At 43.4% G+C, this 25,042-nt stretch carries 22 protein-coding genes; 12 read left to right on the top strand and 10 right to left on the bottom strand.

Features of this window, described 5'->3' with window-relative positions; all coding sequences use genetic code 11:
* Positions 1 to 5: 5 nt before the first annotated feature.
* The 3 genes from DXX93_RS09060 (at position 6) to DXX93_RS09050 (ending at position 3,126) form a co-directional block, all read left to right on the top strand.
* The gene (locus tag DXX93_RS09060; protein ID WP_116007820.1) at positions 6 to 986 is read left to right on the top strand and encodes a polysaccharide deacetylase family protein; all 981 of its coding nucleotides are present in this window, start codon (positions 6 to 8) and stop codon (positions 984 to 986) included.
* Complete coding sequence (locus DXX93_RS09055) at positions 940 to 1,851, top strand: hypothetical protein (RefSeq protein WP_116007819.1); 912 nt, start codon at positions 940 to 942, stop codon at positions 1,849 to 1,851. The genes DXX93_RS09060 and DXX93_RS09055 overlap by 47 nt, the downstream gene beginning before the upstream one ends.
* A 132-nt stretch (positions 1,852 to 1,983) precedes the next feature.
* Positions 1,984 to 3,126: a LysM peptidoglycan-binding domain-containing protein gene (locus DXX93_RS09050; protein WP_116007818.1), complete on the top strand. Its 1,143-nt coding sequence runs from the start codon at positions 1,984 to 1,986 to the stop codon at positions 3,124 to 3,126.
* Between the two features lie 52 nt (positions 3,127 to 3,178).
* Here the strand turns inward: DXX93_RS09050 and DXX93_RS09045 are convergent, their stop codons facing one another.
* The 4 genes from DXX93_RS09045 to DXX93_RS09030 form a co-directional block, all read right to left on the bottom strand.
* Positions 3,179 to 3,742: a hypothetical protein gene (locus DXX93_RS09045; protein ID WP_181902176.1), complete on the bottom strand. Its 564-nt coding sequence runs from the start codon at positions 3,740 to 3,742 to the stop codon at positions 3,179 to 3,181.
* Positions 3,743 to 3,797: 55 nt separating this feature from the next.
* Positions 3,798 to 5,204 (bottom strand): RDD family protein, encoded by a 1,407-nt coding sequence (locus DXX93_RS09040; RefSeq protein ID WP_258872633.1) that lies wholly within the window; start codon positions 5,202 to 5,204, stop codon positions 3,798 to 3,800.
* Between the two features lie 155 nt (positions 5,205 to 5,359).
* Positions 5,360 to 6,532, bottom strand: a complete 1,173-nt coding sequence (locus DXX93_RS09035) for a vWA domain-containing protein (protein WP_116007817.1) — start codon at positions 6,530 to 6,532, stop codon at positions 5,360 to 5,362.
* Between the two features lie 3 nt (positions 6,533 to 6,535).
* Positions 6,536 to 7,381, bottom strand: a complete 846-nt coding sequence (locus tag DXX93_RS09030; protein WP_116007816.1) for an AAA family ATPase — start codon at positions 7,379 to 7,381, stop codon at positions 6,536 to 6,538.
* A 160-nt stretch (positions 7,382 to 7,541) separates the two neighbouring features.
* Between DXX93_RS09030 and cysK the strand changes: the two genes are divergently transcribed.
* Both cysK and DXX93_RS09020 read left to right on the top strand, forming a co-directional pair.
* A complete protein-coding gene (cysK, locus tag DXX93_RS09025) occupies positions 7,542 to 8,510 on the top strand; it encodes a cysteine synthase A (protein WP_116007815.1) in 969 nt (322 codons plus the stop codon).
* Between the two features lie 149 nt (positions 8,511 to 8,659).
* The gene (locus DXX93_RS09020; protein WP_116007814.1) at positions 8,660 to 9,088 is read left to right on the top strand and encodes a hypothetical protein; all 429 of its coding nucleotides are present in this window, start codon (positions 8,660 to 8,662) and stop codon (positions 9,086 to 9,088) included.
* 86 nt (positions 9,089 to 9,174) lie between these two features.
* On the opposite strand, the gene ggt is transcribed toward DXX93_RS09020, so the two are convergent.
* Entirely contained in the window at positions 9,175 to 10,932 is a 1,758-nt protein-coding gene (gene ggt / locus DXX93_RS09015) for a gamma-glutamyltransferase (RefSeq protein WP_116007813.1), read from the bottom strand.
* Between the two features lie 25 nt (positions 10,933 to 10,957).
* Positions 10,958 to 11,578: a tRNA-uridine aminocarboxypropyltransferase gene (locus DXX93_RS09010; protein ID WP_116007812.1), complete on the bottom strand. Its 621-nt coding sequence runs from the start codon at positions 11,576 to 11,578 to the stop codon at positions 10,958 to 10,960.
* A 61-nt stretch (positions 11,579 to 11,639) separates the two neighbouring features.
* On the opposite strand from DXX93_RS09010, the gene rrtA reads away from it, so the two are divergent.
* Positions 11,640 to 12,239, top strand: coding sequence for a rhombosortase (gene rrtA / locus DXX93_RS09005; protein WP_116007811.1), 600 nt, complete (start codon positions 11,640 to 11,642; stop codon positions 12,237 to 12,239).
* A gap of 2 nt (positions 12,240 to 12,241) precedes the next feature.
* Here rrtA and DXX93_RS09000 read toward each other — a convergent pair whose 3' ends face one another.
* The 3 genes from DXX93_RS09000 to DXX93_RS08990 all read right to left on the bottom strand — a co-directional run bounded on the left by DXX93_RS09000 (position 12,242) and on the right by DXX93_RS08990 (position 15,166).
* Positions 12,242 to 12,949, bottom strand: coding sequence for an LrgB family protein (locus DXX93_RS09000; protein ID WP_116007810.1), 708 nt, complete (start codon positions 12,947 to 12,949; stop codon positions 12,242 to 12,244).
* Complete coding sequence (locus DXX93_RS08995) at positions 12,942 to 13,415, bottom strand: CidA/LrgA family protein (protein ID WP_181902175.1); 474 nt, start codon at positions 13,413 to 13,415, stop codon at positions 12,942 to 12,944. The genes DXX93_RS09000 and DXX93_RS08995 overlap by 8 nt, the downstream gene beginning before the upstream one ends.
* Before the next feature lie 539 nt (positions 13,416 to 13,954).
* The gene (locus tag DXX93_RS08990; protein ID WP_116007808.1) at positions 13,955 to 15,166 is read right to left on the bottom strand and encodes an EAL and HDOD domain-containing protein; all 1,212 of its coding nucleotides are present in this window, start codon (positions 15,164 to 15,166) and stop codon (positions 13,955 to 13,957) included.
* A gap of 364 nt (positions 15,167 to 15,530) precedes the next feature.
* Here DXX93_RS08990 and DXX93_RS08985 point away from each other — a divergent pair, with 364 nt between their 5' ends.
* Together DXX93_RS08985 and DXX93_RS08980 are read left to right on the top strand one after the other, a co-directional pair.
* Positions 15,531 to 17,924: a YgiQ family radical SAM protein gene (locus DXX93_RS08985; RefSeq protein WP_116007807.1), complete on the top strand. Its 2,394-nt coding sequence runs from the start codon at positions 15,531 to 15,533 to the stop codon at positions 17,922 to 17,924.
* A 121-nt stretch (positions 17,925 to 18,045) separates the two neighbouring features.
* Positions 18,046 to 19,635: an ABC-F family ATPase gene (locus DXX93_RS08980; protein ID WP_116007806.1), complete on the top strand. Its 1,590-nt coding sequence runs from the start codon at positions 18,046 to 18,048 to the stop codon at positions 19,633 to 19,635.
* Positions 19,636 to 19,748: 113 nt separating this feature from the next.
* Here the strand turns inward: DXX93_RS08980 and DXX93_RS08975 are convergent, their stop codons facing one another.
* Positions 19,749 to 20,711 (bottom strand): integron integrase, encoded by a 963-nt coding sequence (locus DXX93_RS08975; protein WP_116007805.1) that lies wholly within the window; start codon positions 20,709 to 20,711, stop codon positions 19,749 to 19,751.
* A 252-nt stretch (positions 20,712 to 20,963) separates the two neighbouring features.
* On the opposite strand from DXX93_RS08975, the gene DXX93_RS08970 reads away from it, so the two are divergent.
* From DXX93_RS08970 to DXX93_RS08955, 4 genes are all read left to right on the top strand, one after another.
* Complete coding sequence (locus tag DXX93_RS08970) at positions 20,964 to 21,428, top strand: hypothetical protein (RefSeq protein WP_116007804.1); 465 nt, start codon at positions 20,964 to 20,966, stop codon at positions 21,426 to 21,428.
* A 439-nt stretch (positions 21,429 to 21,867) separates the two neighbouring features.
* On the top strand, positions 21,868 to 22,182 hold the full coding sequence (locus tag DXX93_RS08965) for a hypothetical protein (protein WP_116007803.1): 315 nt from the start codon (positions 21,868 to 21,870) through the stop codon (positions 22,180 to 22,182).
* Positions 22,183 to 22,627: 445 nt separating this feature from the next.
* Positions 22,628 to 22,918: a hypothetical protein gene (locus DXX93_RS08960; protein ID WP_147302667.1), complete on the top strand. Its 291-nt coding sequence runs from the start codon at positions 22,628 to 22,630 to the stop codon at positions 22,916 to 22,918.
* A 118-nt stretch (positions 22,919 to 23,036) separates the two neighbouring features.
* The gene (locus DXX93_RS08955) at positions 23,037 to 23,270 is read left to right on the top strand and encodes a hypothetical protein (RefSeq protein ID WP_116007801.1); all 234 of its coding nucleotides are present in this window, start codon (positions 23,037 to 23,039) and stop codon (positions 23,268 to 23,270) included.
* Positions 23,271 to 25,042 lie beyond the last annotated feature (1,772 nt).

The following is a 25,042-nucleotide window of genomic DNA, read 5'->3' as shown; positions in this document are numbered from 1 at the left end:
ATATCGTGACACATGTCTCTGCTATTTTGGTTTCTCTTTGCTTGCTGATGCTCAGCGGCTGCGCTCAGCATTCAGGCTTATCGATAGAAATTGCGAAAAACGCAGAAGAAGTCATCATTTTCACAGGAGAAAACGACAGCTTTAACAGCATAGCAAAACGCTATTTGGGCAATAGCGACTTAAAGTGGCGAATCCAAGACCACAATGACATTAATACTTATCAACCTGGGCTTTATTTAAGTATTCCACTCGCGCGAAAAACCCATTTTGGCTTTTATGACGATTATGAACAACAAGTCCCGATACTGGTTTATCACAACTTTGGTCGCGTCAATACGGCAACTACCATTACTGCTGATAAATTTAAACAACAACTGTTGTATTTAGTTAACAACAATTTTAGGGTAATCAGCTTAAAGCAATATTTTCAGCATATTCAATTGGGTCAGCAAATCCCCAAACGCGCTGTGATTATTACTATCGACGATGGCTATCGAGCCACCTATTCCATTGCTTTTCCGATATTAAAAGCGCTGAATTTACCAGCAACGGTGTTTATTTACTCTGACTACATCAGCAACGGAGGTCTATCAAAAAAACAGTTAAACATAATGCAGGCATCAGCATTAATCGATGTGCAACCACACTCTAAAACCCACCGAAACTTTAACCGACTGCACAAGGCAGAAACCCAACAGGCATATTTAGACAGCATTGACGAGGAAGTTGAAGTTTCAACGCAAAAAGTCGCAAAAACTCTCAATTCGATATTATCACCGCGTTTTTTTGCCTATCCATATGGCGAAGTTAATCCAGTAGTCACAGACAAACTCACGAGTGAAGGCTTTGACCTTGCATTCACTGTTGTCGGGCAAAGCAACAAAGCCTATAACGCTCCTCTACTGTTGAAAAGATACCAAATATTCGGAAATCACAGTTTTGAAAAATTTCAGCAGATCATCGAAAGCAATAAAGATTTTCACTAGCGTAGCGGTCGCAGCGGCCGCACTCGTTTTCTTGTCGAGCTGCAAACTGACCTCAGCTAAACACCAATTTGCTGCCGAGCAATACTTTGCAGCAAAGGCTCAGCAAGCCATTCGCGATAAGCAGTGGCAGCAAGCAGAGATATATGCAAATGCAAGGCAATCAGTTAACCCATCTCAAGACGGACAAAGTGAACGACAAACAATTAACGCCCATAGGTCACAAGCAATTGCGTCACTAACGTCTCAACTGACACAAAAAAACACCAACCAAGTTGAGATTTTGCGCAGTTTGTTAACCATTGAGCCGAGTAACTCAGATTATTTCCAGCAATTGAGATCCTTAGTCACAAAGCAGCAAATGGCGCGTTTAGCGAGAAAACATCACAGGCGTGAAATTGCTTGGCAAGCGCAATTCGACTCGCTAGCAAAAACACAAACAGCTGCTACCAACAAGGCCAAAAACAAAGGTCAAAGCAAGGCAGTTAACGCGGAAGTCGCAGTAAAAAGCGCAGCGCCAATCGCAGGTAATCAAGCAACGGCAAAACCGTTTGATAATAAGCGCTGGCAGCGAACATTTGCGACACTAATTGAGCAGGGACAATTAGCCAACGCCGCTAATATACTTATTGCACAGAGTCACAGCGCTGCTAACCAAAATACCAATACGCAAACCTTTATCGCTGAAAAACGCTCTGCTTTAGTGGAAGCTCTTTACCAAAAAGGGCAAATCGTATTCGCTACCAGTATCAATGAAGCAATTAAGCTATGGCAACTGTGTGTCGAGTTAGATCAGCAATACCAAAAAGCCAAGATTAAACTCATGATGGCATATAAAGTTCAGAAGAATTTTAATGAAATTGAATGAGGCCTTTTCAGACTATCGCTGTGCGCCAATAAAAACAAAACGACTTACGGGATAACTGCTAGAATTATATCAATTAAATGTAAATTCCTGAAAACAGCACCAACCTTTATGTACATCTAAAGGAAAGTACATATGAATGACACCAAGCACAGTGTTTTACTGATACTGCCATTGTTGCTCTTATCGGCCTGCCAATTGGGCGGGCAAAAAAACGTGGCCCCCTCACCGCAAGTTGTAGCAACCAATGAGCAGCCTGCACCTAAGTTATATACAGGTAATAGTCATCAAGACGTCATTGCTGCGACCAATGCTTTACATCAAGGGCGCACTGCCGACGCCAAAATCATACTTGAGTACGTGCTTAACCAAAAACCAGACAATTACTTAGCGAACAAACTGCTAAAACAAATCAACACAAATCCAGTCGCGCTATTGGGGGAAACGTACTTTATTCATCAAATTAAAAGCGGGGAGTCACTGTCTAAACTGGCCAAACAGTACCTTAACGATCAATATATGTTTTTCGCATTAGCGCGCTATAACAATATTGCTAACCCTGGCCGAATAAAGGTGGGTGATAAGATAAAAATACCAGGCGAAGCACCCAGTATCACTGAAATAGCATCGTCAGACACGACAGATAACCTTGACGATGAAGAAGCGACGAGTGAAATTGAAGCTTTGGCCGAAACTAACATAGCAGAAATAAGCGAGCCAATAGTTAGCAACGACGTTGAAATAGCAGAGCAGTTTGAACGCCAGAATTATCACGAAGTATTGCTGCGCGCAACTCAGATTGAATTAAGCCCTTTTGATCAAGATTTGGTAAAAGAAGCCGCATTAGCACTGAGCAAAGAAGCTGATGAAGAAGGAGCGCCAGCACGAGGATTAGAAATACTCAGCAATATTGGCGTTTTGCTGGATGACCCGCAGTCGTTGCAGCCGAGGATAAACGAGCTCAACCAACACCTGCAAGCCAAACAAACACTCGCTGACATTGATGTTAGTGAGCGCCCTGCAAACCTGTATGAAAGTCTGCTAACCGTAAAACGCCAGTATCCTCAACTGGCAACGACCAGTAAGTACCAGATGCTACAAAGCAAGCTCAGTGAAGACTATCACACGCAAGCTATGCTCGCCCTTCGTCAGCAGCAACTGGACTCGGCGATTGCCCTTTGGGACAAGGTGCTGACATTAGACAGCAAGCATGAACTGGCAATAATTCACCTCGATAGAGCTAAATCGTTAAAGCAAAAGTTGCAATCACTTGAATAGCTTGTTTCAGCGATTGAAACTTCGATATGAAATATCAGCCACCGCAAGTGAATTATTTAAATTTCACCTTTTTATTGGAGCGTTGGTAAGTGCGACGCTCAGGCTCTGTCCACTGCCCTTTTTTTAGATAACTTGTCGATACGGTAAGCTTTTCAGGGCTCATGGTACTGGTCGATTTTACCTGTGTAATACCATCTTTGTTGCCCGTCACCGCTTCATAAGCAACAAAACGGTTGTCACTTAATACCTCAATCGTACCTTGGGTGTAAAAGCCTGCCGTAGTGAAGTAGTAAAACACCAACTGCCGTTTGGTTTTATCAAAGAAAATTAACGACTCACCACCATACATACCATCATTGATCGAATGCAGGGTACGCAATGTCGTACCATTTAATGCCTTTTCCCAATGCGACACGTCAACAACGGTAGGCTTGCCATTTTCTTCCTCAAAAACCGCTTCCCACGTGCCTAAGTATGGTTCAAACATGGCCAGTTGCTCGACAAAAGGAGCGCCCTTTGCAAAGGCTCCCAACGGCACGATGTAGAGAGTTAGGTAAACAGCTAGGTAAAGAGCTGGGTAGAGCAAGCTAGCCGATAATAAGTTACGTACCTTCATTTTATGCTCTCCAATTCATTTTTTACTTTCTTTTACATACTGAGTTTTTACACGCTTAATGTCTTGGGTTCACCGCTTTGGCATCAACAACGACAGTTGCAGAGATCTTATCGTGAATTGCCTGACGGTTTGCATCCCAAAAAATCTGCATAAACCCTAATAACCCCGTTGCAATACCGGCTCCGTAACCACCGTATCGACCAAAGCTATCCCATAGAGAAAGCGGCGTACCATCAAGTTGAATCACCCGTATGCCACATAGTTTTTTACCCGGTGTTTGACCACGCCACACAGCGGTTAGCGCCGTAAAATAAAACGCAGCCCAGCCAAAGCCTAGTCCTAAATCGTGAATAATGCCCTTAAATAGTTCAACCAGTGAATAAATCGGTTTATCTGGGGCTTTTGCTTTCTCTACTGTAGGGGGATTTTCAACGGGCGATGCCTTTTCGGAATCATCAGTTTTTGCACTTTGTGCCACTTGCGTCTCTTCAATTGGCACAGCAGTTGAACTATCTGAAGTGCCCTGTTCAGCCTGCGGTGATAAATCAAGCGAGGCAATAAGTTTATCCTCCAGCACCTGATACTGCCCTTCTGGTACGTCAATATCTGCAAGGCTTTGCTTGATCACTTCCTTTTTTTCGGCCATGGTCAAACCCGTTTCATCAAGTGTCGCAACGCTAGGTGCGAGGGCTTGATACCAGCAGTCGGCATCCATGCACTCGTCCTCACTTAAAGCAGACATTGCTTGTCCTATCGCTAAACTAAACAGTATTTTGTCACCAATGGTTGCCGCTATTTCTTCGCCTTTTTCAGCATTGAGCTCTTGGTAGACTTTATCTGTGTACTCGTTTTTGCCACTGTCATAATATTTGTTGCTGTCCGACCAGCCTAAGCCATTAAACATATCCGGTAATATCGACAACAAGACAATAAAAGTCGTAAATGCAGCGACAAAGCGCATTAACTTACGACGTTTTCTGCCTTTGGTATAGCCCATTTCGTCGGCGCGCTTTTGACTCCCCAAACGGTACAAGGTGACCGCAATCACAATCGCCAAGAGCTCGCCAGGCGCGCCACTTAACATGGCAATCAGCAGGCCGTCAATGGTAATCGCAACACCGCGCTTCATTGGCGAGGCAAGTGGTAAGCCAAACAGTGATTTGTCTATTTCAAACGCAAATGGCGTCAAAATTTGGCGCGTTTCATTGCTGCTCATTGGTGGATATGGGTGTGACTGAGATTGTAGATTTGGCACTTTTTCTTGAGTTTGGCGAATAAGTTTTTCGCTTTCTTTTTCGTATTTGAGATCGCCTTCGGTACTTGCTTTATTGTTTAGCTTGTGTTGTTCACTGCTTTGTTGGGGCTGACTTGTTGCTTTCTCGCCATTTATTGGGGAGGCGTTAAGTTTTTCTGTTACTTGCCCAGTTTTTGGGGTTTCATTGGCTTGTAATTCGGTTGGCACGAATAGCTCCTTTTGGCGTGCACTGAAAAGTGAGCTTTTTTCTTGATGTTTTTTGCTCACTTTTCTCATCTTTTTTGAAAGTAAAAGTTTCTGAAAATTAATGTTTCTGATAGCTAAATTTTTTGGAAGCTAGTGTTTCTAAAAAAAGCGCCACATTACAGTAGCGCTTTAATCCCCTCGGTAAGACCGGAAATGGTCATTGGGTACATTTTTTTATCCACCAATTGATGCATAATCTTGATTGACGGATAGTAATGCCAAGCTTGCTCTGGCTGAGGGTTTAACCAAATCACCTTATCAAAGTGATCGGTGATACGCTCCATCCACACGCTACCGGGTTCTTGATTCCAGTGCTCAACACTGCCACCGGGGTAAGTAATTTCGTAAGGCCCCATGGTCGCATCACCGACGAAAATCACCTTGTAATCACGGCTAAATTTATGGATCACATCGAGCACGTCCATCCCTTCATTGTAGCGACGTTCGTTGTCGTGCCATACCTGCTCGTACAAACAGTTGTGAAAATAAAAGAATTCTAAATGCTTAAACTCGGTGTGCACAGCCGAGAACAACTGCTCACACACGCGGATGTGATCATCCATCGAGCCACCAACATCAAAAAACATCAAGACCTTAACTGCGTTATGGCGCTCGGGCTTCATTTTAATATCGAGGTAGCCAGCATTTTTCGCCGTCGCAGAAATCGTATCATCCATCGCCAGTTCCTCACTGGCGCCAGTGCGAGCAAACTGTCTTAACTTGCGCAGTGCGACTTTAATATTGCGCGTGCCGATCTCAACTTGATTGTCTAAATTGCGATATTGGCGTTTATCCCACACTTTCACCGCTTTGCGATGACGTGATTCATTTTGACCAATGCGAATACCTTCGGGGTTATAGCCATAAGCACCGAATGGCGAGGTGCCTCCTGTGCCAATCCATTTGTTGCCCCCTTGGTGGCGTTTTTCCTGCTCTTTTAGGCGCTCGGCAAGTGTTTCCATTAACTTGTCAAAACCGCCCATGGCTTCAATCGCTTGCTTTTCTTCTTCGCTCAGTGTCTTCTCTAACTGCTTGCGCAACCAATCGTCAGGAATCGTCGATAAATCCAATTCCAACGACTCAACACCCTTAAAGTAATCGGCAAAAGCGCGATCAAAGCGGTCAAAGTAGCTTTCGTCTTTGACTAAAATGGCGCGGCTAATCGTGTAAAAGTTATCAATATCGGCAAATACGACGTTTTGCTCGAGCGCGCGAATTAAATCCAACAGTTCGCGAATCGTGCATGGCACCCGATATTCACGTACTTTCAGGAAAAAATCTATCAGCATAATTTATCGACCTGAGCGATTCATAAAGGCAAGTTTTTCAAATAAATGCACATCTTGTTCGTTTTTCAATAACGCCCCATGTAGCGGTGGAATTGCTTTAGACTGCTGGCTTTCGCGTAACACTTCTGGCGAAATGTCCTCAGCTAACAAGAGTTTTAACCAATCGATTAGCTCAGAGGTAGACGGCTTTTTCTTTAATCCCGGAATATCGCGCAATTCAAAGAATGACGCCAAGGCTTGATCAAGTAACTGCTTTTTGATGCCAGGGAAATGCACATCAACAATTGCTTGCATCTCGGGTTTATCCGGGAAATTAATGTAGTGGAAGAAGCAACGGCGTAAAAATGCGTCAGGCAGCTCTTTTTCGTTGTTGGAGGTAATGATCACAATGGGGCGCTGCTTGGCAACCACGCGTTCTTGTGTTTCATACACGAAGAACTCCATTTTATCGAGCTCTAGTAGTAAGTCATTCGGGAATTCAATATCCGCTTTATCAATCTCGTCAATCAACAAGATTGGGCGCTTTTCATGGGTAAACGCCTGCCATAACTTGCCCTTAACGATGTAATTGCCAATATCTTTGACCTTTTCGTCACCGAGTTGGCTGTCACGAAGACGCGATACCGCATCGTATTCATACAAACCTTGCTGCGCTTTGGTGGTCGATTTGATATGCCACTGGATCAATTCGGTGTCTAAGCTCGCCGCCAACTGTTCCGCCAGCATGGTTTTACCTGTGCCCGGCTCACCTTTAATAAGCAATGGACGCTCTAATGCAATGGCAGCATTAACGGCAAGTTGCAATTCTTTCGAGGCAATGTATTCAGAAGTACCTGTAAATTGAGTCATAAAAATCCCAAAAATTGATCTAAAATCGTAATTTCGTTATTCCATTTTTGCATATAAGATATAACGAAATATCACTTTTTTTTTTGTAATATCTAGCTACTCTAATGGAGTAATTCCAACAATTCTATATTGTTAACAGAATATTCTACAGGATCCGAACATGACTTCTATCTTTCAAGACAACTCAACCAGTATTGGTCGTACTCCTCTGGTTAAGCTTAATCGCGTAACTGGCGGCAATGTATACGCAAAAGTTGAAGCAAGAAACCCAAGTTTTAGTGTTAAGTGTCGTATTGGCGCGAGTATGGTCTGGGATGCAGAGCAAAAAGGTTTGCTTGGCGAAGGCAAAGAAATTATCGAACCAACCAGTGGTAACACAGGTATTGCCCTAGCCTTTGTCGCAGCTGCACGCGGTTACGCAATTACCTTAACCATGCCAAACACCATGAGCCTAGAGCGTCGTAAGTTATTAGCAGCACTTGGCGCAAAATTAGAGCTAACTGAAGGCGCAAAAGGCATGAAAGGCGCCATTGAAAAAGCACAAGAAATTCGCGATTCAGATCCAGAGCGTTACGTGTTGTTAGGTCAATTCGACAACCCAGCTAACCCTCAAATTCACGAAGAAACAACAGGGCCAGAAATTTGGAACGACCTTGACGGTCAAGTTGATGTATTCGTCGCCGGTGTTGGTACGGGCGGTACCATTTCAGGTACCAGCCGTTACTTCAAGAAGACGCAAGGTAAAGACGTCCTATCAGTGGCAGTAGAGCCAACCGATTCGCCAGTGATTACCCAAGCCAAAGCGGGTCAAGACCTGACACCAGGCCCACACAAAATTCAAGGTATTGGCGCAGGTTTTATTCCTGGCAACCTGGATTTAGACTTAGTTGACCAAGTTGAGCAAGTGTCTAATGACGACGCCATGGCAATGGCTCATCGCCTCATGAAAGAAGAAGGTATATTAGCGGGTATTTCTTCTGGTGCGGCCGTGGTTGCAGCGAAACGACTAGCAGAGCTTCCTGAAAACAAAGACAAAAACGTTGTTGTTATTTTACCAAGTTCAGCTGAGCGTTACTTAACGAGCCCATTGTTCTCTGACAGCTTCAGCGACAAAGAGCTAGTCCAATAAGCCCGTCTAATAAACTTGGCTAAAAATCAGATAACTCTCTGATTTGATTAAAAAAGGCGCACTTGGCGCCTTTTTTCGTGCATCTGCGTTAAAGTTATGGCTAAAATAGGCCAAACCACGGATTCTATTTAGGTAATTGACCACTCATCATGAAACGACTCGTTGCTATTTTCGCTGCTTTCAGTATTTTTCTTACTGGTTGCTCAGGTGAAGACGAAATCACAGAACTGGCAAATCCCGAACTTGTTGCCGTCGCATTCTTTGACGCGCTATACAATCAAAAAGATGTGCAAAAAGCCGCCTCTGTATGTACCCCAAAACTGGCGCGCATTTTATTGCATTACAAGTCACCAACCGCTGTTAGCCGCCACCTGTTCAACATGCAGTACGACAAAGTTGAGATCAGCCCCGACGATACCGGCGTAAAAGTACGTGAGCAATTCAAAGATGATGCTGATATCGTGCTTTACTTTGACGGCTATTTTCAAAATGAGCGCGTTAAAGATGTTAAACGCATCAGCTTAAAGCAGTTAGACGGTCGATGGGTGATCGACAAAATTCTAAAAGACCCGTTCTAAAACCAAAACTATAATTTAAATAACAAAAGGGCTTCCAATTGGAAGCCCTTTTGTTTTGAAGATAACGCATTACGCTAATAACACGTCTACTTGGCGAATACCTTACCTTCACGGCGTGGGTCGGCACCGCCGTATAATTTGCCATTTTTCACTTCAATAGCATGCACACCACTGTTTAAATCACGCACCATCACTTTATGGCCTCTCGCCTCAAATGCCGCTTTTAACCCTTCAAGCTCAGTGCCTTTTTCTAGTGTCGTCACTTTGTTGCGATTGGTGACTTTCGGCAAATTGATCGCTTGCTGCGGATTTAACTGCCAATCCAGCACACCGACAATGGTTTGCGCGACGTAATTGATAATTCGACTCCCGCCTGGCGAGCCAACAACAAGTTTTAAACTACCGTCTGGGTTAAAGACCATCATAGGTGCCATTGAGCTACGTGGCCGCTTAAATGGCTCGACGCGATTTGCCACGGGCTTACCATCACGCTCTGGCGACAGTGCAAAGTCCGTCAGTTGATTGTTTAAAATAAAACCATCCACCATGACTGCTGAGCCAAAGGCCATTTCAACACTTGTCGTCATTGAAATGGCATTGCCATCACCGTCGACAATGGAAATATGACTTGTTGACGGTAGCTCAAAGCTGTCGTTATCAGCGTACGTTAACGCGACTGGCTGACCGGCATTGGCCGTTCCCATGTCTTTGTCTGGCTTAATTAACTGCGCGCGTTCATTCATATAACTATCAGCCAATAAGGCTTGCGTCGGCACAGTGACAAAATCTTCATCTGCGACATATTTATCGCGATCGGCAAAGGCTAGGCGCGAACTTTGCGTGAATAAATGCCATGGCTCAATACTGTTGGCGGGTAATTTCGCCAAATTAAAGGCTTCCAATTGTTTGAGTATTTGAATAACCGCGATACCACCGGAGCTTGGTGGCGCCATACCGCAAACTCGGTAGCTGTGATATTGACCACAAACAGGTTCGCGCCACTTGGGTTGATAGTCTTTCATATCCTTTAGTGACAGGGTACCTGGTGCAATCGGCGCATTGTTGACCGCCGAGACAATACGCTGTGCGATTTGGCCTTGATAGAAAGCATCTACGCCCTGCTCGGCAATGGTACGATATACCTGAGCAAGCGGCTTGTTGACTAAGCGCTGACCAGCTTTGATGGGTTCACCATGGGGGAAAAAGTAGTTCGCAATTTCAGGCAGTTTGACGATACCTGGGTTAAATTTCATCGCCACTAATTTTTCAAGCCGAGGCGACACAATAAATCCCTGATCTGCAAGGGTAATGGCGTCATCGAAAAGTGCCGCCCAAGGCAGTTTTCCATAGTTGTCGTGAGCAGCTTTCAAGCCGCGTAATACGCCTGGTACACCAACCGAGCGACCGCCAACAACGGCGTCAATCCACTTAATCGGCTTACCTGAGCTGTCGATAAACATATCAGCAGAAGCTTTGGCAGGAGCCGTTTCACGGCCATCTACTGTGGTAAGCTGTTTATTGGCTTTATCCCAGTGGAGAATAAAAGCACCGCCGCCAATACCTGACGACTGCGGCTCGACTAAGGTCAGGACCAGTTGCACGGCAATCGCAGCATCAATGGCACTGCCGCCCTTGGCTAAAATTTTATAACCAGCTTCACTGGCATAAGGGTTGGCAGCGGCGACCATATAGTCGTTACCAACAACAACTTGCTTTTGGGTAAGCCCCGTTGCCGCTTCTGGCTCACGTGTTTCGCGGACTTTGCCATCGGTAAACGCAGCAGCGCTAAACGAGCAGGTTAAGGCGAGGCTTAACACACTCATGGATAATAAGTGTTTTTTCATGGATAGTGCGACCTGATAAATTAGCTTAGCTCTTGGGTCTAAACGATAACTGATGTTGATTGTATTGCGCAAAACTTTCTCTTAGCGCCGTGTAACAATCAGGTGACTGTTCGATAGCAGCAAGTGCATAACACGTTGCTTCTAACGTAGACAATGCATTCGCTTTCTGTGTTTTGCGCATGTCGTATTGCCCGTTTATGCCACTGGGTAGACAGAGCTGCGGCAACTGCTGCAAGCACTTGGACAATTGGAACATTTTGTATGCTTTTTTCCAGGTGCCATCAATAATCACTAACGCAATGTCAGACAATGACCTTGTTTGCCCGCCACCACAATGAGGTGGTAGCTCAGGTAATAATTGAGGTGTTAACTCAACGGCCTTTTCCCCCGGAAAAATAACGTACAGTTGCTTGTTGGTTGATTGCAACAGCGATTGAAATGCGTCGTGCTCATCAAAGTTCTCACCAATAAATAATTGCTTGTGTGCTAGTGACGTTAATAGTAAATCTGCACTGCCTTTGGGGTGAGCAACTTCTTTGGGGTGCTGAAGTAATATAATTTCTACTTTGTTGACTAGCGATACAACATAGCGGCAAATACACCTAGCAGGTGGGCGACAACATTTGTCACAAGTGGCTCTAGCCATGTTTACCTCAACTCTTTAGACTAAGCGCAAATACTAAATTAGCGCAGGTAAAATACAAGGTTTGTTTTCCTTACAACGCATCAAATGCTCAACTTGGCAGCAATTCGCCATAGCCACAGGACTTGCACTGCTCGCCTTGCTCGCCTTTTACTTTGACAGCCAAGTGAAACACTTTGATTTTTATCGCTTGGCAATTTATGAAGGCGAATATTGGCGACTCCTTACTGGCCATCTATTTCACACCAACGGCACACATTTACTGTTAAACTTAACCGGATTGGCGCTAATTACCGCCCTACATCGCCACTTTTATCAGCCGATAACCTTTACCTCACTGACACTATTTTCCGCGATATTTATCAGTGGCTTTTTAATACTTGATGGCGATCTTGAGCGCTATGTCGGCCTATCTGGGCTGCTCCATAGTTTTTTTGCTTGGGGAGCGCTAAAAGACATCCAAGCGAAAGAAAAAACGGGGGTATTCCTCTACCTGGGTCTGTGGGTCAAAATTTTAATGGAGCAAACTCAAGGTGCAAGCCAGCAGATTGCAACCTTAATCAACGCCAACGTTGCCATTGACGCACACCTTAGCGGCGCCATTGCTGGCACCTTGTTCTTTGCACTGGGTCTAATGATTAAACGCGTGAACACAAAGGGCTAGGCTTACATCAATATTTGCAGCAGCACAGGCGTTAACAAGGGGCTAAAAACAGCGGTTAAAAATGCCGATAAAATTAACGCGAGTGAAGCAAATGCGCCATGGTCGTAACTGATCGATGTAATGCTGGCGGTGCCTAATGCGTGGCTCGCGCAACCAATAGCAAGCCCTTGCGATTTTTTACAATCAACACCGCACAATGATAGTAACTTAGGCCCAAGTGCCGCCCCAACAACGCCAGCCACAATAATCCCAACCGCAGTGATCGCCGCCACGCCGTGAAGTTCATCGGTTAAGGCTAAACCAATCGGCGTTGTTACCGACTTTAAAGACAAAGACACCGCCACGTCAGTTTTGTTAAACAACCAATAAGCCATTGAAAAGTTTGCGCAAAACATCAAACCAATGGCGCCACTTAGCACCAACACCACTTGCTTAAACTGCTTTTTGATCACTTGTAGCTGCTGGTATAAAGGAAACCCCAGGGCAACCACCGCAGGTTCCAGTAAAAAGCTATAAAACTGGGTATGTTGATAATATTGCGCGTAACCAATATCGGCGTACAGCAACAATGGGATGATGACTAACATCGACATCACCATAGGGTTTAACCAAATTAACTGTGTTTTTTGTTGAAATTTAGCAAAACACTGATAAATCAGTAACGTGAGTAAGCAATAAACAAGAAATTCTGCAATTAAAAAACTAGTCATGTGGCGTTTGCTCGGTGCTTAATTGTGTCGCTTTTTTCGTGACTTTGGGTGTCGGTTTTTGCGTCACTCGTTGATAGCTCCAACCAACCAACACCATCAATGCCAAGGTTGAGACAATGGTAAACAATAACAATTGCCAGCCACTCGCTTTAAGTAGGCCAAAATAATTCATGATGCCAACGCCTGCGGGCACAAAACAAACCCCGATGTGCTTCAAAATAAAACTTACGGTTTGCCCAATGCGCTGAGCGTCTAGCCAATTAAAGTGCAGCCCAAGTGCGAGGTAGCACATGCCATATAAACTGGCAGGTAGAATAGAGAAAAAGGCGCAGGTAAGGTATCCCAACGCCAAACAAATAAAAATAGCCACTAGGCTGTATAACGCTTGATAAGCTGGTGCTCGAAAGGAGTGCAATGCCCGAAAAAACTGACGCAAAATCAACACAGAAGTAAAAAGTAAAGTCACGCTATCATATCAGGCAATGGGAAATTGTCATCACTAGCGCATCAATGCTGAGTATAACCGCCTAAAATTGCATCACCGGCCCTGCTGATATGAGATGAATTATCACTCATGGCTGCGTTTCGGCCGCGACAGCCGAGTTAGTAGGGATAACAGCTTGAACGGTATGACAGCTCACTCAACAGCTCGCGATTTGAAAGCGTTGAACGTCGCCGCTTTACGCTAAGGTGTGATGCATCAATATATCTGAGCCGATAAAATCGTCAATCCAAGCGTTTCGTACTTAGTATATAAATTCGGCAAAGTAGACAGTGGGCTAGCGTGAACGCCTTGCGCGGAAAGTATCAGCATAATAAACAATACCGAGGCCGTTTAAGCTCAGTAAGACATATCAGAAACAAGCCTTGATTGAATAATAGGCAAGTATTGGAGCAAACCTTTTATTTATTCACAAGACAAACGGCGATAGCACTTTAAAACTCGCTGGTTTTGCAACCAGTTAGCGTATTTGTTATTTCTTCGTTAGCAATAGACAGTTCACATTACGCCGTTAATGATTGGCACCACTTACTTGCTGCAACAAAGTCCTGATGGATTATTTGAGCGTCAAGCATATAGGTATCAATTAAACTGTTAATTTCTTCGCTATTACCCAGTATGTAACTCGTCGTTAAGGTTAGCAGTTCCCCTAACAAACCGTCATTGCCCAGTAGCGCCAGTTCGATTGGTTTTGCCAATGGAATTTGCCTAACCACTTCACTAATCGGCTGACCTAACACAACATCAATAGAGCTCAGCAAGCCGGTAATAAAGGCCAATTCTTTAATTTGCACAAACATCCCTTGGCCAGCAATCGCTTCCATCAATTTAGCCGTCACTAATGCCTGCTTTGCTGCTTCTTGGGTTTTTTCTGTCGTCATTTTGGACAATGCCAAAATTGACACAAATTGGCGTAATTTTTCTTCACCTAAATAAGCAGCGGCTTGTTTTAACGAGGTAATTTCAACACGCGTGCCAGTTGCTACATTGTTCACCATTTTTAACAGGCCAACACTCAATTGCACATCTTGACTTATCACCCGCGCGATAGCATCAAAATCCATTGGCGATTTGAATGCCTCGTTCATCAAACTCACCATTTGTGCTTTTACAGGTGCTAGGGTTTGCCCCTCAATAATTTCAGGTTCGTGATAAAAGTAGCCCTGATAATAGTTAAATCCAACTTCTACCAATGATAAGAGCTGCAGATTACTTTCCACTTTCTCCGCCACCAACTTAATATCGTACGGCTTTAGTCGCTCGCTCACGCTAAATAAACGCTTGGGGTTAATAACGTCTATATCGACTTTGATATATGCTAGGTAGGGAAAAAATGCGTCCCACTTACGGCCTGTATCATACGCCGTTAATGCCAGTTGATAGCCACGCTGATGGTACGATTTCACTAGTTTGAGTAGGCGCTCAGCGTTATTTTCTTGCTCAGCGACCTCTATCACTATCGATTTTGGATCAAACAACAGGGGGAACTTATGGACTAAGCACTCTTGGGTAAAATTAATAAACGCCACTTTCCCCATTGTTATCGCTTCAATATCACCATGAATGTGGTTTTGAATAATAAGCTTAGCGCTCGCCACATCGGGATCCACAATAGGAAATTCGTTTTTCGAACTATCGCGAAAGAGTAATTCGTAACCTATGGTATTGGCATTGCGGTCTAAAATAGCTTGTCTTGCGATATAAGTACTGTACATGATAAAGGCATTATTCCTGCTGTTTAACGCTTATTTAAAGCTTTTTAAACGCCTAGTGTTGTTGTAAAGGCGACATAAAATACATGATTTTTACCACCAAGAAAATGTAAACCAAATGTTATTAGATGCAATTACAGTTAGTACAACTGGGTTTGTTAAAAAATTGCTAACTAAAACAAAGCTTAGTATCAATTTGGGCGGTGATCGAATTGTGTAAAAAAGTTGTCGCTAAACACCGCTCCAATATTTTGTTATAATCGCGCGCCCGCAATTTGGCGCACACCAGATGCGAGGCTATACACTGACTGTGTAGAAACTATGTTTAAAGAAATTACGTTTAACATCGATTGATTAGGCCAATTTAATGATTCCATTGCCGAAAACCACCTTGTTTGAATACCCAAAGTACTGGGCAGAATGCTATGGCACGGCGCCGTTTTTGCCGATGTCGCGTGCAGAAATGGACGAACTTGGCTGGGACAGCTGCGACATTATTCTCATTACTGGTGATGCTTACGTTGATCATCCAAGCTTTGGCATGGCGGTGATTGGCCGTATGTTGGAATCACAGGGCTTTCGCGTGGGCATCATTGCCCAACCAGACTGGCACTCGAAAGATGCCTTTATGCAGCTAGGTAAACCTAATCTGTATTTTGGCGTGACCGCTGGCAATATGGATTCAATGATCAATCGCTACACCGCTGAGCGACGTTTGCGCCATGACGATGCCTACACACCGAACAACGAAGGGGGCAAACGCCCCGACCGCGCCACTCTTGTGTATTCACAGCGCTGTAAAGAAGCCTACAAAGACGTGCCCGTAGTGCTTGGCGGTATTGAAGCCAGCCTGCGCCGTATTGCCCATTATGACTACTGGTCAGAAAAAGTTCGCCGCTCAATTTTATTTGATGCCAAAGCCGATATTTTAATTTACGGCAACGCCGAGCGCCCGTTGGTGGAAGTAAGCCACCGTATCGCAAAAGGCGAACCAATTGACACCATTACTGACGTGCGCGGCACCGCATTTTTAGCCAAACATGCCTTACCCGGCTGGAAAGGTATCGATTCTCGCTCAATTGATAAACCGGGCAAAATTGACCCCATTCCAAGCCCATACATTGACACCACTGCCAGTGAAACGTGTGATTCAGCTAAAACTCAAGTGCAAACAGTTGAGCCAGAAAAAGATATCACCAAAGCGGCGCAACCCATTCAGATAGCCGAGTATCGAAACACACAGTACCGAAATAAAACATGGGAAAAGAAAAGTAAGCCATGGGAAACCACTTACATTAACTTGCCTACATTTGAACAAGTGCGTGATAACAAAACGCTTTACGCCCATGCATCACGGATTTTCCACCAAGAGGTAAACCCCGGCAGTGCGAAACCGCTTGTGCAAAAACATGCCGACCGCATTATTTGGTTAAATCCACCCGCTTACCCGTTATCAGAAGCGGAAATGGACGGCGTATTTGGCTTACCGTATCAGCGTGTACCTCACCCGACTTACGGTAAGGCGAAAATACCCGCGTACGATATGATCAAAACCTCGATTAACATTATGCGCGGCTGTTTCGGCGGTTGTACCTTCTGCTCAATTACCGAGCACGAAGGCCGTATTATTCAATCTCGCTCAGAAGAGTCGATTTTACAAGAAATTGAAGATATTAAAGAAAAAGTACCGGGCTTTACTGGGGTAATTTCTGATTTAGGCGGCCCAACTGCCAACATGTACCAGCTGCGCTGTAAAAGCCCGAAAGCGGAAGCGACATGCCGAAAGCCAAGTTGTGTGTGGCCTACCATTTGTGGTCATTTAGATACAGATCACACGCCAACGATTAACCTTTACCGCAAAGCACGCAATGTAAAAGGCATTAAAAAAGTACTGATTGCCTCAGGTGTGCGCTATGACTTAGCCGTTGAAGACCCGGCTTATGTCAAAGAACTGGCCGAGCATCATGTCGGTGGTTATTTGAAAATAGCGCCAGAGCATACTGAAGAAGGGCCACTGAATAAAATGATGAAGCCCGGCATGGGCAGTTATTATCGTTTTAAAGAGCTATTCGATCATTACTCGAAGGCAGCGGGTAAAAAACAATACCTGATCCCGTATTTTATTTCTGCGCACCCGGGCACCAAAGATATCGACATGGTGAATTTGGCGCTGTGGCTAAAAGAAAACGACTTTAAGCTAGATCAGGTACAAAACTTCTACCCTTCACCACTAGCGAATGCCACGACCTTGTATCACACGGAAATTGATTCACTGCGCAACGTCAGAAAAAACAGTGAAACCGTGCCTGTGCCTAAAGGTGGGCGCCAGCGCCGCTTACACAAAGCCATTTTACGCTATCACGATCCAAACAACTGGCCACTTATTCGTGAGGCATTAACCAAAATGGGGCTAGCCAAACTCATTGGTAATAAACCCGGCTGCTTAGTGCCAGCCCAAAGCAAACAAGAAGGCAGTTATCAGCACCACAAAAAAGGTGGTAAAGGTAAAAACAACGCCCAAGGCTTTAAAAAAGGCGAAGGCGTCAGACGCTCATCAGGTGCTTCAAGTAAAAAGGGCAAACAAGGCTTAACACGCTTTAGCGATAATCAATTTGCTGATAGGCAAAATGACGCCGAAAAATCAGGCTCAGGCGCTAAAAAGCGCCCTGCTGATAAGCGCAAGCAGTCAAGGCCAAAATTCTCTGGTAACAAGCCAGCTGCAAACAAAAACAACAGCAAGAATAAGAACAAACCACGTTAGCGCTAGCGAAGGTGTGCGCAAGCCTGTCTGTTAACGTGCTGACGAAAGTGTAAATTTAAAAATTAAATAAATCGCGAGCGCTAGCTTATTTTACTAATCGCTCCACTAAGGAAAATATCACGTGCTAATTGCAAATAATATCACCCAACAGTTTGGCGCTAAGCCACTGTTTGAAAACATTTCTCAAAAATTTGGTAACGGTAACCGCTATGGTTTAATTGGTGCCAATGGCTGCGGTAAATCGACCTTTATGAAAATTTTAGGTAGCGATTTAGAGCCAACGGGCGGCAATATCAGCCTAGATCAAAACGATCGCATTGGTAAGCTTCGCCAAGACCAGTTCGCGTTTGAAGACTATTCGGTAGTCGATACTGTGATCATGGGTCACACCGAATTATGGGCAGTAAAAGAAGAGCGCGATCGCATATACGCCCTGCCTGAAATGAGTGAAGAAGACGGCATGCGCGTTGGCGATTTAGAATCACTTTACGCTGAAATGGACGGCTACAGTGCAGAAAGCCGCGCGGGTGAATTACTGCTCGGCGTAGGTATTCCAACCGAGCAGCACTACGGCAAAATGAGTGAAGTAGCGCCCGGTTGGAAGCTACGTGTGCTATTGGCACAGGCACTATTTTCTGATCCTGATATTCTGCTGCTCGACGAGCCAACCAACAACTTGGACATTCACACCATCAAATGGCTTGAAGACACGTTAAACGAGCGTGACTCAACCATGATCATTATTTCCCATGACCGTCACTTCTTAAACTCAGTGTGTACCCACATGGCAGATTTGGACTACGGTGAACTGCGTGTTTACCCAGGTAACTACGACGAATACATGCTGGCAGCAACTCAAGCTCGTGCTCGCCTTCTTGCCGACAACGCGAAAAAACAAGCACAAATTGCTGAATTGAAAACGTTCGTGGCGCGCTTCTCAGCTAACGCCTCTAAAGCGAAACAAGCCACTTCTCGTGCTAAGCAAATTGATAAAATTCAATTAGATGAAGTAAAAGCCTCGAGCCGAGTTAACCCATTCATTCGCTTTGAACAAGAAAAGCCCTTGTTCAGAAACGTGATTGAAATTGAAGGCTTAAACAAAAGTTTCGACGATTTACACGTGCTAAAAAACATCAACTTAATGGCAGAAGTAGGCGAGCGCATTGCGGTTATTGGTGAGAACGGTGTCGGTAAAACCACGTTCTTACGCACCTTAATGAGCGAGTTAACCCCAGATTCGGGTGAAGTGAAATGGTCAGAAAACCACAACATAGGTTACTACGCGCAAGATCACGCTCACGAATTTGAACAAGACATGAACTTGTTCGACTGGATGAGCCAGTGGCGTAAAGAAGGTGACGACGAACAAACCATTCGCGGCTTCCTAGGTCGTATGTTGTTTTCTGCTGACGATATTAAAAAGTCAGTGAAAGTGCTATCTGGTGGTGAACAAGGTCGCATGCTATTTGGTAAGCTAATGATGCAAAAGCCAAATATTCTGGTAATGGACGAACCGACCAACCACTTAGATATGGAATCCATTGAATCACTGAACATGGCATTAGAGCAGTTCGAAGGCTCTTTAGTTTTCGTATCACATGACCGTGAGTTTGTTTCGAGCTTAGCGACGCGTATTATCGAAATCACAGCCGATGGTTATACCGACTTTGCTGGCACTTACGACGAATACTTAGCTTCGCAAAGCAAATAATTCTTTACTGCCCAAGTAGCTGAATTAAAAGCCGCTAAACTGCCTATTGTATGGGCTGTTGAGCGGCTTTTTTTGACTGATTTTGTAAGTCAGGGCTTTTGTAAATCAGATTTCTATAGGTCAGACAGAGGGCTTCTTACCCCATTGGCGCCTTGCTGCAATATGTGGGTGTAAATTTGTGTTGTTTTCACATCACTGTGCCCGAGTTGATCTTGAACCGTGCGAATATCGGCACCTGATTGTAATAAATGCGTAGCAAAAGAATGTCGCAATGTATGTGGCGTCACGTGTTTGTCTATATGCGCATTTGCGCTGGCTTGCTTTATCGTTCGTTGGATCTGCTTTTCATTGATATGATGCCTTCTAAGTAACCCACTTTCAGGATCAGTACTTAGCCTGCTTGCGGGAAAAACATACTGCCAAATCAAAGTTTTGTTTGCACCACTATATTTGTCACGTAAACGGTGTGGAAGCCAAACACCATCATAGTGATTTTTTTCAACGTCACACGACAACAAATATTTCACTTGTTCAATTTGCGCGGTAATTTTGGGAATTAATTCAGGCGCTAAGGTAACCACTCTATGTTTACCGCCTTTGCCATTGAAAATACGCAAACAACGATAATCGATATCGACGTCAATGACTCTTAGCCTCACCGCCTCCATTAAACGCAGTCCACTGCCATAAAGCAAACTCACCAATAAATGATGTTTTGCAGGAATGAAACTCATTAGCTGTTTAACTTCACCCTTAGTTAACACCACTGGCAGTTTGGTTTGCCGTTGACTTTTCACAAATGTGAGCTCTACGCCAAGCGGGTTTACAAAAATTTCGCGGTATAAAAAACTCAATGCATTCAGCGCTAAAGCTTGTGTTTTAGGGGCAACATTCCTGTTAATAACAATGTGAGTAAGAAACGACTCAACCTCCCTGTCATGTAAATCTTGGGGATGGGCAAAATCATGGAACCGAATAAAATCAGCGATCACTTTAAGGTAGCTAGCAATGGTGCGTTTTGCGTATCGGCGCTGATACATGTAATCGTGAATAGAAGTTAAAAACGGCGATTTCATTATTGTTCCTTCAATAAGATAAAAACCAAAAGCTGTATTTATATACAGTTTAGCTGGATTTATCAAAATTGCAGGATCGCGGACATTTTGTCCAATTTCGTCCGAGATAAAAATATTCTAGGGGAATTACTATGTAAAATTATATGCTTAGGGTATGGTTTAAAATTATTAAGAAGATTATTGGACAAAATGGCGTTAGAAAATTGGACATTTTGTCAGATAATAAATTGTTATGTATCACGGAGGAATGTGTTGAAAAAATTAAATCTTGTTGTTCTTTTCGTTCTTTTAGCAGGCTGTGTTTCTCTTCCTAAATCGGAGCAAGAGTTAAGAACAAACCACTATAAAATCGAATCTAAGTGCGCCCAAACAGAATTATTTGAAGCATTTGAAATCATTGCTCAAAATACAGCTCGTTGTCATGGCGGCTCTGAAGGTACAATCGTTCCAGCAGCAGGTTCTTATATGGCGTTATCTAGTGAAGATCGTATTGAAGGTTTAATTTCCAAAGATAGAACATCTGCCAAAATATCAGTCGAACACATTAACCCAGTTGCAGGTGGTTTTCTTCAACTTATCGAGCTACAAAAAACAGAATCTTGCCCAACTAATATAAAGGTTTATTTGCTTAATGATTCAACTAAGTGGAAAACGGCAACTGAATCAGTATTTAAATGGCTTGAGGGTGATAAAGATTCTTGCTTTGACTTAATGTGATACATAACAAAGCAATCAAGTGCGGACTAAAAAAGCTTGGCTTAGTTCGTTCCTCACTAATTATAGCCAAGCCTTTTTAGCCGCTTATTGCGGCGTTATGTACCACCACAAATTCAAGGATGAAAATTAATCAAAGAAAGCACTCTTTTCTGAATTTATCTGCACATTCATGTGTTTTTCGCCGTTAGTATTTTGTGCTTTTTTCCAAGAACAATTAGCGGCTCAAAATTCAGATTTAGTGTGTTGTGGTGGCGGGTAGCTGGCAGGTTGGGTTCAAATACTTTCTAAGTTTGGCTTTTAATCCAAACCTCAGTAAAGTAAGAAAAATTACATAACAAAACAATCAAACGGACGCGTAACGCTTGGCTCGCGCTCGTGCCTCGCTTAGTTTAGCCAAGCATTACTTGCCGTTTATTGCGGCGTTAGGTTACCAAAGCACATGGATGAATTAATAGAACTCAGCGTAAAAGGAAAGTTTCAGCTTTTTAGCTGTGCTAAAAATCCAAGACGTTCACTTGGAAGTGCCGCTTATCGACCTAACCACCAATTCGAGGGTCAAAAAGATTTTTTCATCGGGTTCGTTGAATTCGAAAATGGAGAATGCTTTCCTAATAAGACCGTAGCATCCGAAATTCATGTTATTTGTTCTAAACAAAAAGTTTCTTATTTTAAGCCTAATTGCCAATGGCTTGTTTTTGAAGGTAATGTACTTGTTGGTAAAGTTACTGCAAATTCCGTTGAACAGGTAACCTAACAAGCCAATTAAGTGCGGGACTGCTAAAGCTTGGCTCGGTTCCGCTTCGCTACACAAGTTTAGCCAAGCATTTATCAGCCTCTTATTGGGGCGTTATGTACCACCACATAGTCAAGGATGAAAATTAATCAAAGCATGCGCCATTTTCTGAATTTATCAGCACGTTCATGTGTTTTTCGCCGTTCGCGTTTAGTGTTTTTTCAAGAACAATTAGCGGCTCAAAATTCAGATTCAGCGTGTTGTGGTGGCGAGTAGCTGGCAGGCTGGGTACGTATACTTTCTAGGTTTGGCTTTTAACCTAACCTAATGTAAAGTAAGAAAAATTACATAACAAAACAATCAAACGGACGCGTAACGCTTGGCTCGTGCTCGTTCCTCGCCGATTTTAGCCAAGCATCACTTGCCGCTTATTGCGGCGTTATATGCCAAGGAAAATCCGTTTACCATGAAGGTTCAAATTACAAATATCTCTGGTCACCAAACAAGTAAAGTGTTTGCACTCACTTTTGCGATTTTAATGTTGCCATTAAGCTTTATCTCATTATTTATGTTTTTTATGGCACCAGAAATGGAAACTAACAATGGTGAACCATTCCCAAGCTTTCCGTTTCTATTTTTTGCTTTGGCTCCTTTATTTTACGGTGTAATGTTTTACTTTATGCAGCGTATATTCTGCTGGGCTTATAATATGGTCGCTAAAAAATTTGGTGGCTTCGAGTTTGAAACTCAAGACTAACTGGCATATAACAAGCGCTTCAACGGGACAAATAAAGCTTAGCTCCCGTCGCTGCGCTCCTAATTTTAGCTAAGCTAATTATTTGCCTGTTAAGCGGGCGTTATGTGTATAGGGAAGTATGAATCCAATCGAAAAAGAAGTTGAAAAACTATTAGATCAGGTTTGTGTCGATTTAGGTTTTTGCCTTCCGCCCAACGTAAAATCTAGGTTAATTAAATTCCCTCCTAAAACTTCAGAAAAATTCACTAAAACATTAATCGAAGTTGAGGGTTTTACTATAGAAACAATTGATAAATCTTTATACAAACAGTTGTTTGATAAGATTGATAGCGTTTATAGTAAATACACATAACAAGCCATTGCAGTGCGGGACTTTTTACAGTTGGCTTTCCTCACTGCGTTCGTTATTTTAGCCAACAATAAAAAGCCCCTGAATGGGGCGTTATGTACACCCACAAAGTCAGCGTTCGATAAACTGCTAGTTTAGTGGTTTTTCTCAAGATCGAGCGAGTTTCAATCTTTGTTACTGATAGATTTGTGGCAAGTACCGCCAAAAGTGAGTTTTTCGCCTGTTCAGTTTGGGAGCTAACGCTTGTTTGGGTAGGGTGTTTGTCAGCAGTTAGTAGCTTGTCGCTAAATCAACTATTGGAGCATGGCTCAAAATTATAACCTGGAGTGCTTAGCAAGCTAAAATAAAGTCAGCCAATGTGTTTTTCGCCAGTCTAATCTTGTAGTTGCCGCTCATTCAGGTATTGTTGCTTTCGAGCATTGGTTTTGTCGCAAAAATTAGATTTTTCTTGCGGCTTAATATGTAGTTTCTGGTATGGGTTCCAAGTAGGTTAGGGCTTATCGCTAATTCAAGTTTTGGCGTTTGGCTCAAAAGGCAAGCATCGAGTACTGTGGGCGTGAGGGTTGTTGTTTCCTCCGCCTCTTCTACAAACATTAGTTTTTTTGGTAAGTATCGATGGCCTCAGATAGAATACATAACCAGAAAATTAATCGGACTAAAAACGCTTGGCTTGGTTCGCTGCGCTCCCTATGATAGCCAAGCATTTTTAGCCGTTTATTTTAAGCGTTAGGTACCACCACAATTTCAAGGATGAAAGTTATTCCAATCAAGCGCCCTATCCTGAATTTATTTGCACGTTCATGTGTTTTTCGCCGTTAGCGTTTAGCTTTTTTTCAAGAACAGCTTGCGGCTCAAAATTCAAATTTAGCGTGTTGTGGTGGCGAGTAGCTGGCTGGTTCGGTACGTATACTTTCTGAGTTTGGCTTTTAACCCAACCTTCAGTAAACCAAGCTAAAATTTCCTAACAAAAAGTTCAACCGGACTTGTAACGCTTGTCTCGGTTTTTGCAAAAGACGCAAAAACACCAGCCAATCATTACAAGCCGTTTAACTAAAGCGTTATGTACCACCACAAATTCAAGGATGAAAATTAATCAAAGAAAGCACTCTTTTCTGAATTTATCTGCACATTCATGTGTTTTTCGCCGTTAGTATTTTGTGCTTTTTTCCAAGAACAATTAGCGGCTCAAAATTCAGATTTAGTGTGTTGTGGTGGCGGGTAGCTGGCAGGTTGGGTTCAAATACTTTCTAAGTTTGGCTTTTAATCCAAACCTCAGTAAAGTAAGAAAAATTACATAACAAAACAATCAAACGGACGCGTAACGCTTGGCTCGCGCTCGTGCCTCGCTTAGTTTAGCCAAGCATTACTTGCCGTTTATTGCGGCGTTATGTACCACCACAATTTCAAGGATGAATGTTAATAAATTCAAGCGCCCTTTTCTGAATTTATTCGCGCGTTCATGCGTTTTTCGCCGTTAGCATTTAGTGCTTTTTTCGAGAACAGTTTGCGGCTCAAAATTCAGATTCTGTGTGTTGTGGTGGCGAGTGGCTGGCAGGTTCAGTACGTATACTTTCTAGGTTTAGCTTTTATTCTAACTCTCCGTAAAGTAAGGTAAATTACATAACAAGCAAATTAACTGGGACTTAAAACTGCGGGCTCTTTTCGCTTCGCTCAAGTTTAGCCCACAATTTTAAGCCCGTTATTTGGGCGTTATGTACCACCACAATGCCAAGGATGAAAGCTAGTCAAATCAAGCGCTTTTTTCAGAATTTATA

It is taken from the genome of Thalassotalea euphylliae, from assembly GCF_003390335.1.
GTDB classification, from domain to species: domain Bacteria; phylum Pseudomonadota; class Gammaproteobacteria; order Enterobacterales; family Alteromonadaceae; genus Thalassotalea_F; species Thalassotalea_F euphylliae_B.
The sequence above is the reverse complement of the archived record's forward strand: the minus strand, read 5'-3'. Positions and strand labels throughout refer to the sequence as shown.

Excerpts from the sequence above, each read along its gene's own strand:
- DXX93_RS09050 (WP_116007818.1), top strand. The coding sequence starts at position 1,984 with ATGAATGACACCAAGCACAGTGTTTTACTGATACTGCCATTGTTGCTC.
- DXX93_RS09045 (WP_181902176.1), bottom strand. The coding sequence starts at position 3,742 with ATGAAGGTACGTAACTTATTATCGGCTAGCTTGCTCTACCCAGCTCTT.
- DXX93_RS09035 (WP_116007817.1), bottom strand. The coding sequence starts at position 6,532 with ATGCTGATAGATTTTTTCCTGAAAGTACGTGAATATCGGGTGCCATGC.
- DXX93_RS09030 (WP_116007816.1), bottom strand. The coding sequence starts at position 7,381 with ATGACTCAATTTACAGGTACTTCTGAATACATTGCCTCGAAAGAATTG.
- cysK (WP_116007815.1), top strand. The coding sequence starts at position 7,542 with ATGACTTCTATCTTTCAAGACAACTCAACCAGTATTGGTCGTACTCCT.
- DXX93_RS09020 (WP_116007814.1), top strand. The coding sequence starts at position 8,660 with ATGAAACGACTCGTTGCTATTTTCGCTGCTTTCAGTATTTTTCTTACT.
- ggt (WP_116007813.1), bottom strand. The coding sequence starts at position 10,932 with ATGAAAAAACACTTATTATCCATGAGTGTGTTAAGCCTCGCCTTAACC.
- DXX93_RS09010 (WP_116007812.1), bottom strand. The coding sequence starts at position 11,578 with ATGGCTAGAGCCACTTGTGACAAATGTTGTCGCCCACCTGCTAGGTGT.
- DXX93_RS09000 (WP_116007810.1), bottom strand. The coding sequence starts at position 12,949 with ATGACTAGTTTTTTAATTGCAGAATTTCTTGTTTATTGCTTACTCACG.
- DXX93_RS08990 (WP_116007808.1), bottom strand. The coding sequence starts at position 15,166 with ATGTACAGTACTTATATCGCAAGACAAGCTATTTTAGACCGCAATGCC.
- DXX93_RS08985 (WP_116007807.1), top strand. The coding sequence starts at position 15,531 with ATGATTCCATTGCCGAAAACCACCTTGTTTGAATACCCAAAGTACTGG.
- DXX93_RS08975 (WP_116007805.1), bottom strand. The coding sequence starts at position 20,711 with ATGAAATCGCCGTTTTTAACTTCTATTCACGATTACATGTATCAGCGC.
- DXX93_RS08965 (WP_116007803.1), top strand. The coding sequence starts at position 21,868 with ATGGATGAATTAATAGAACTCAGCGTAAAAGGAAAGTTTCAGCTTTTT.
- DXX93_RS08960 (WP_147302667.1), top strand. The coding sequence starts at position 22,628 with ATGAAGGTTCAAATTACAAATATCTCTGGTCACCAAACAAGTAAAGTG.
- DXX93_RS08955 (WP_116007801.1), top strand. The coding sequence starts at position 23,037 with ATGAATCCAATCGAAAAAGAAGTTGAAAAACTATTAGATCAGGTTTGT.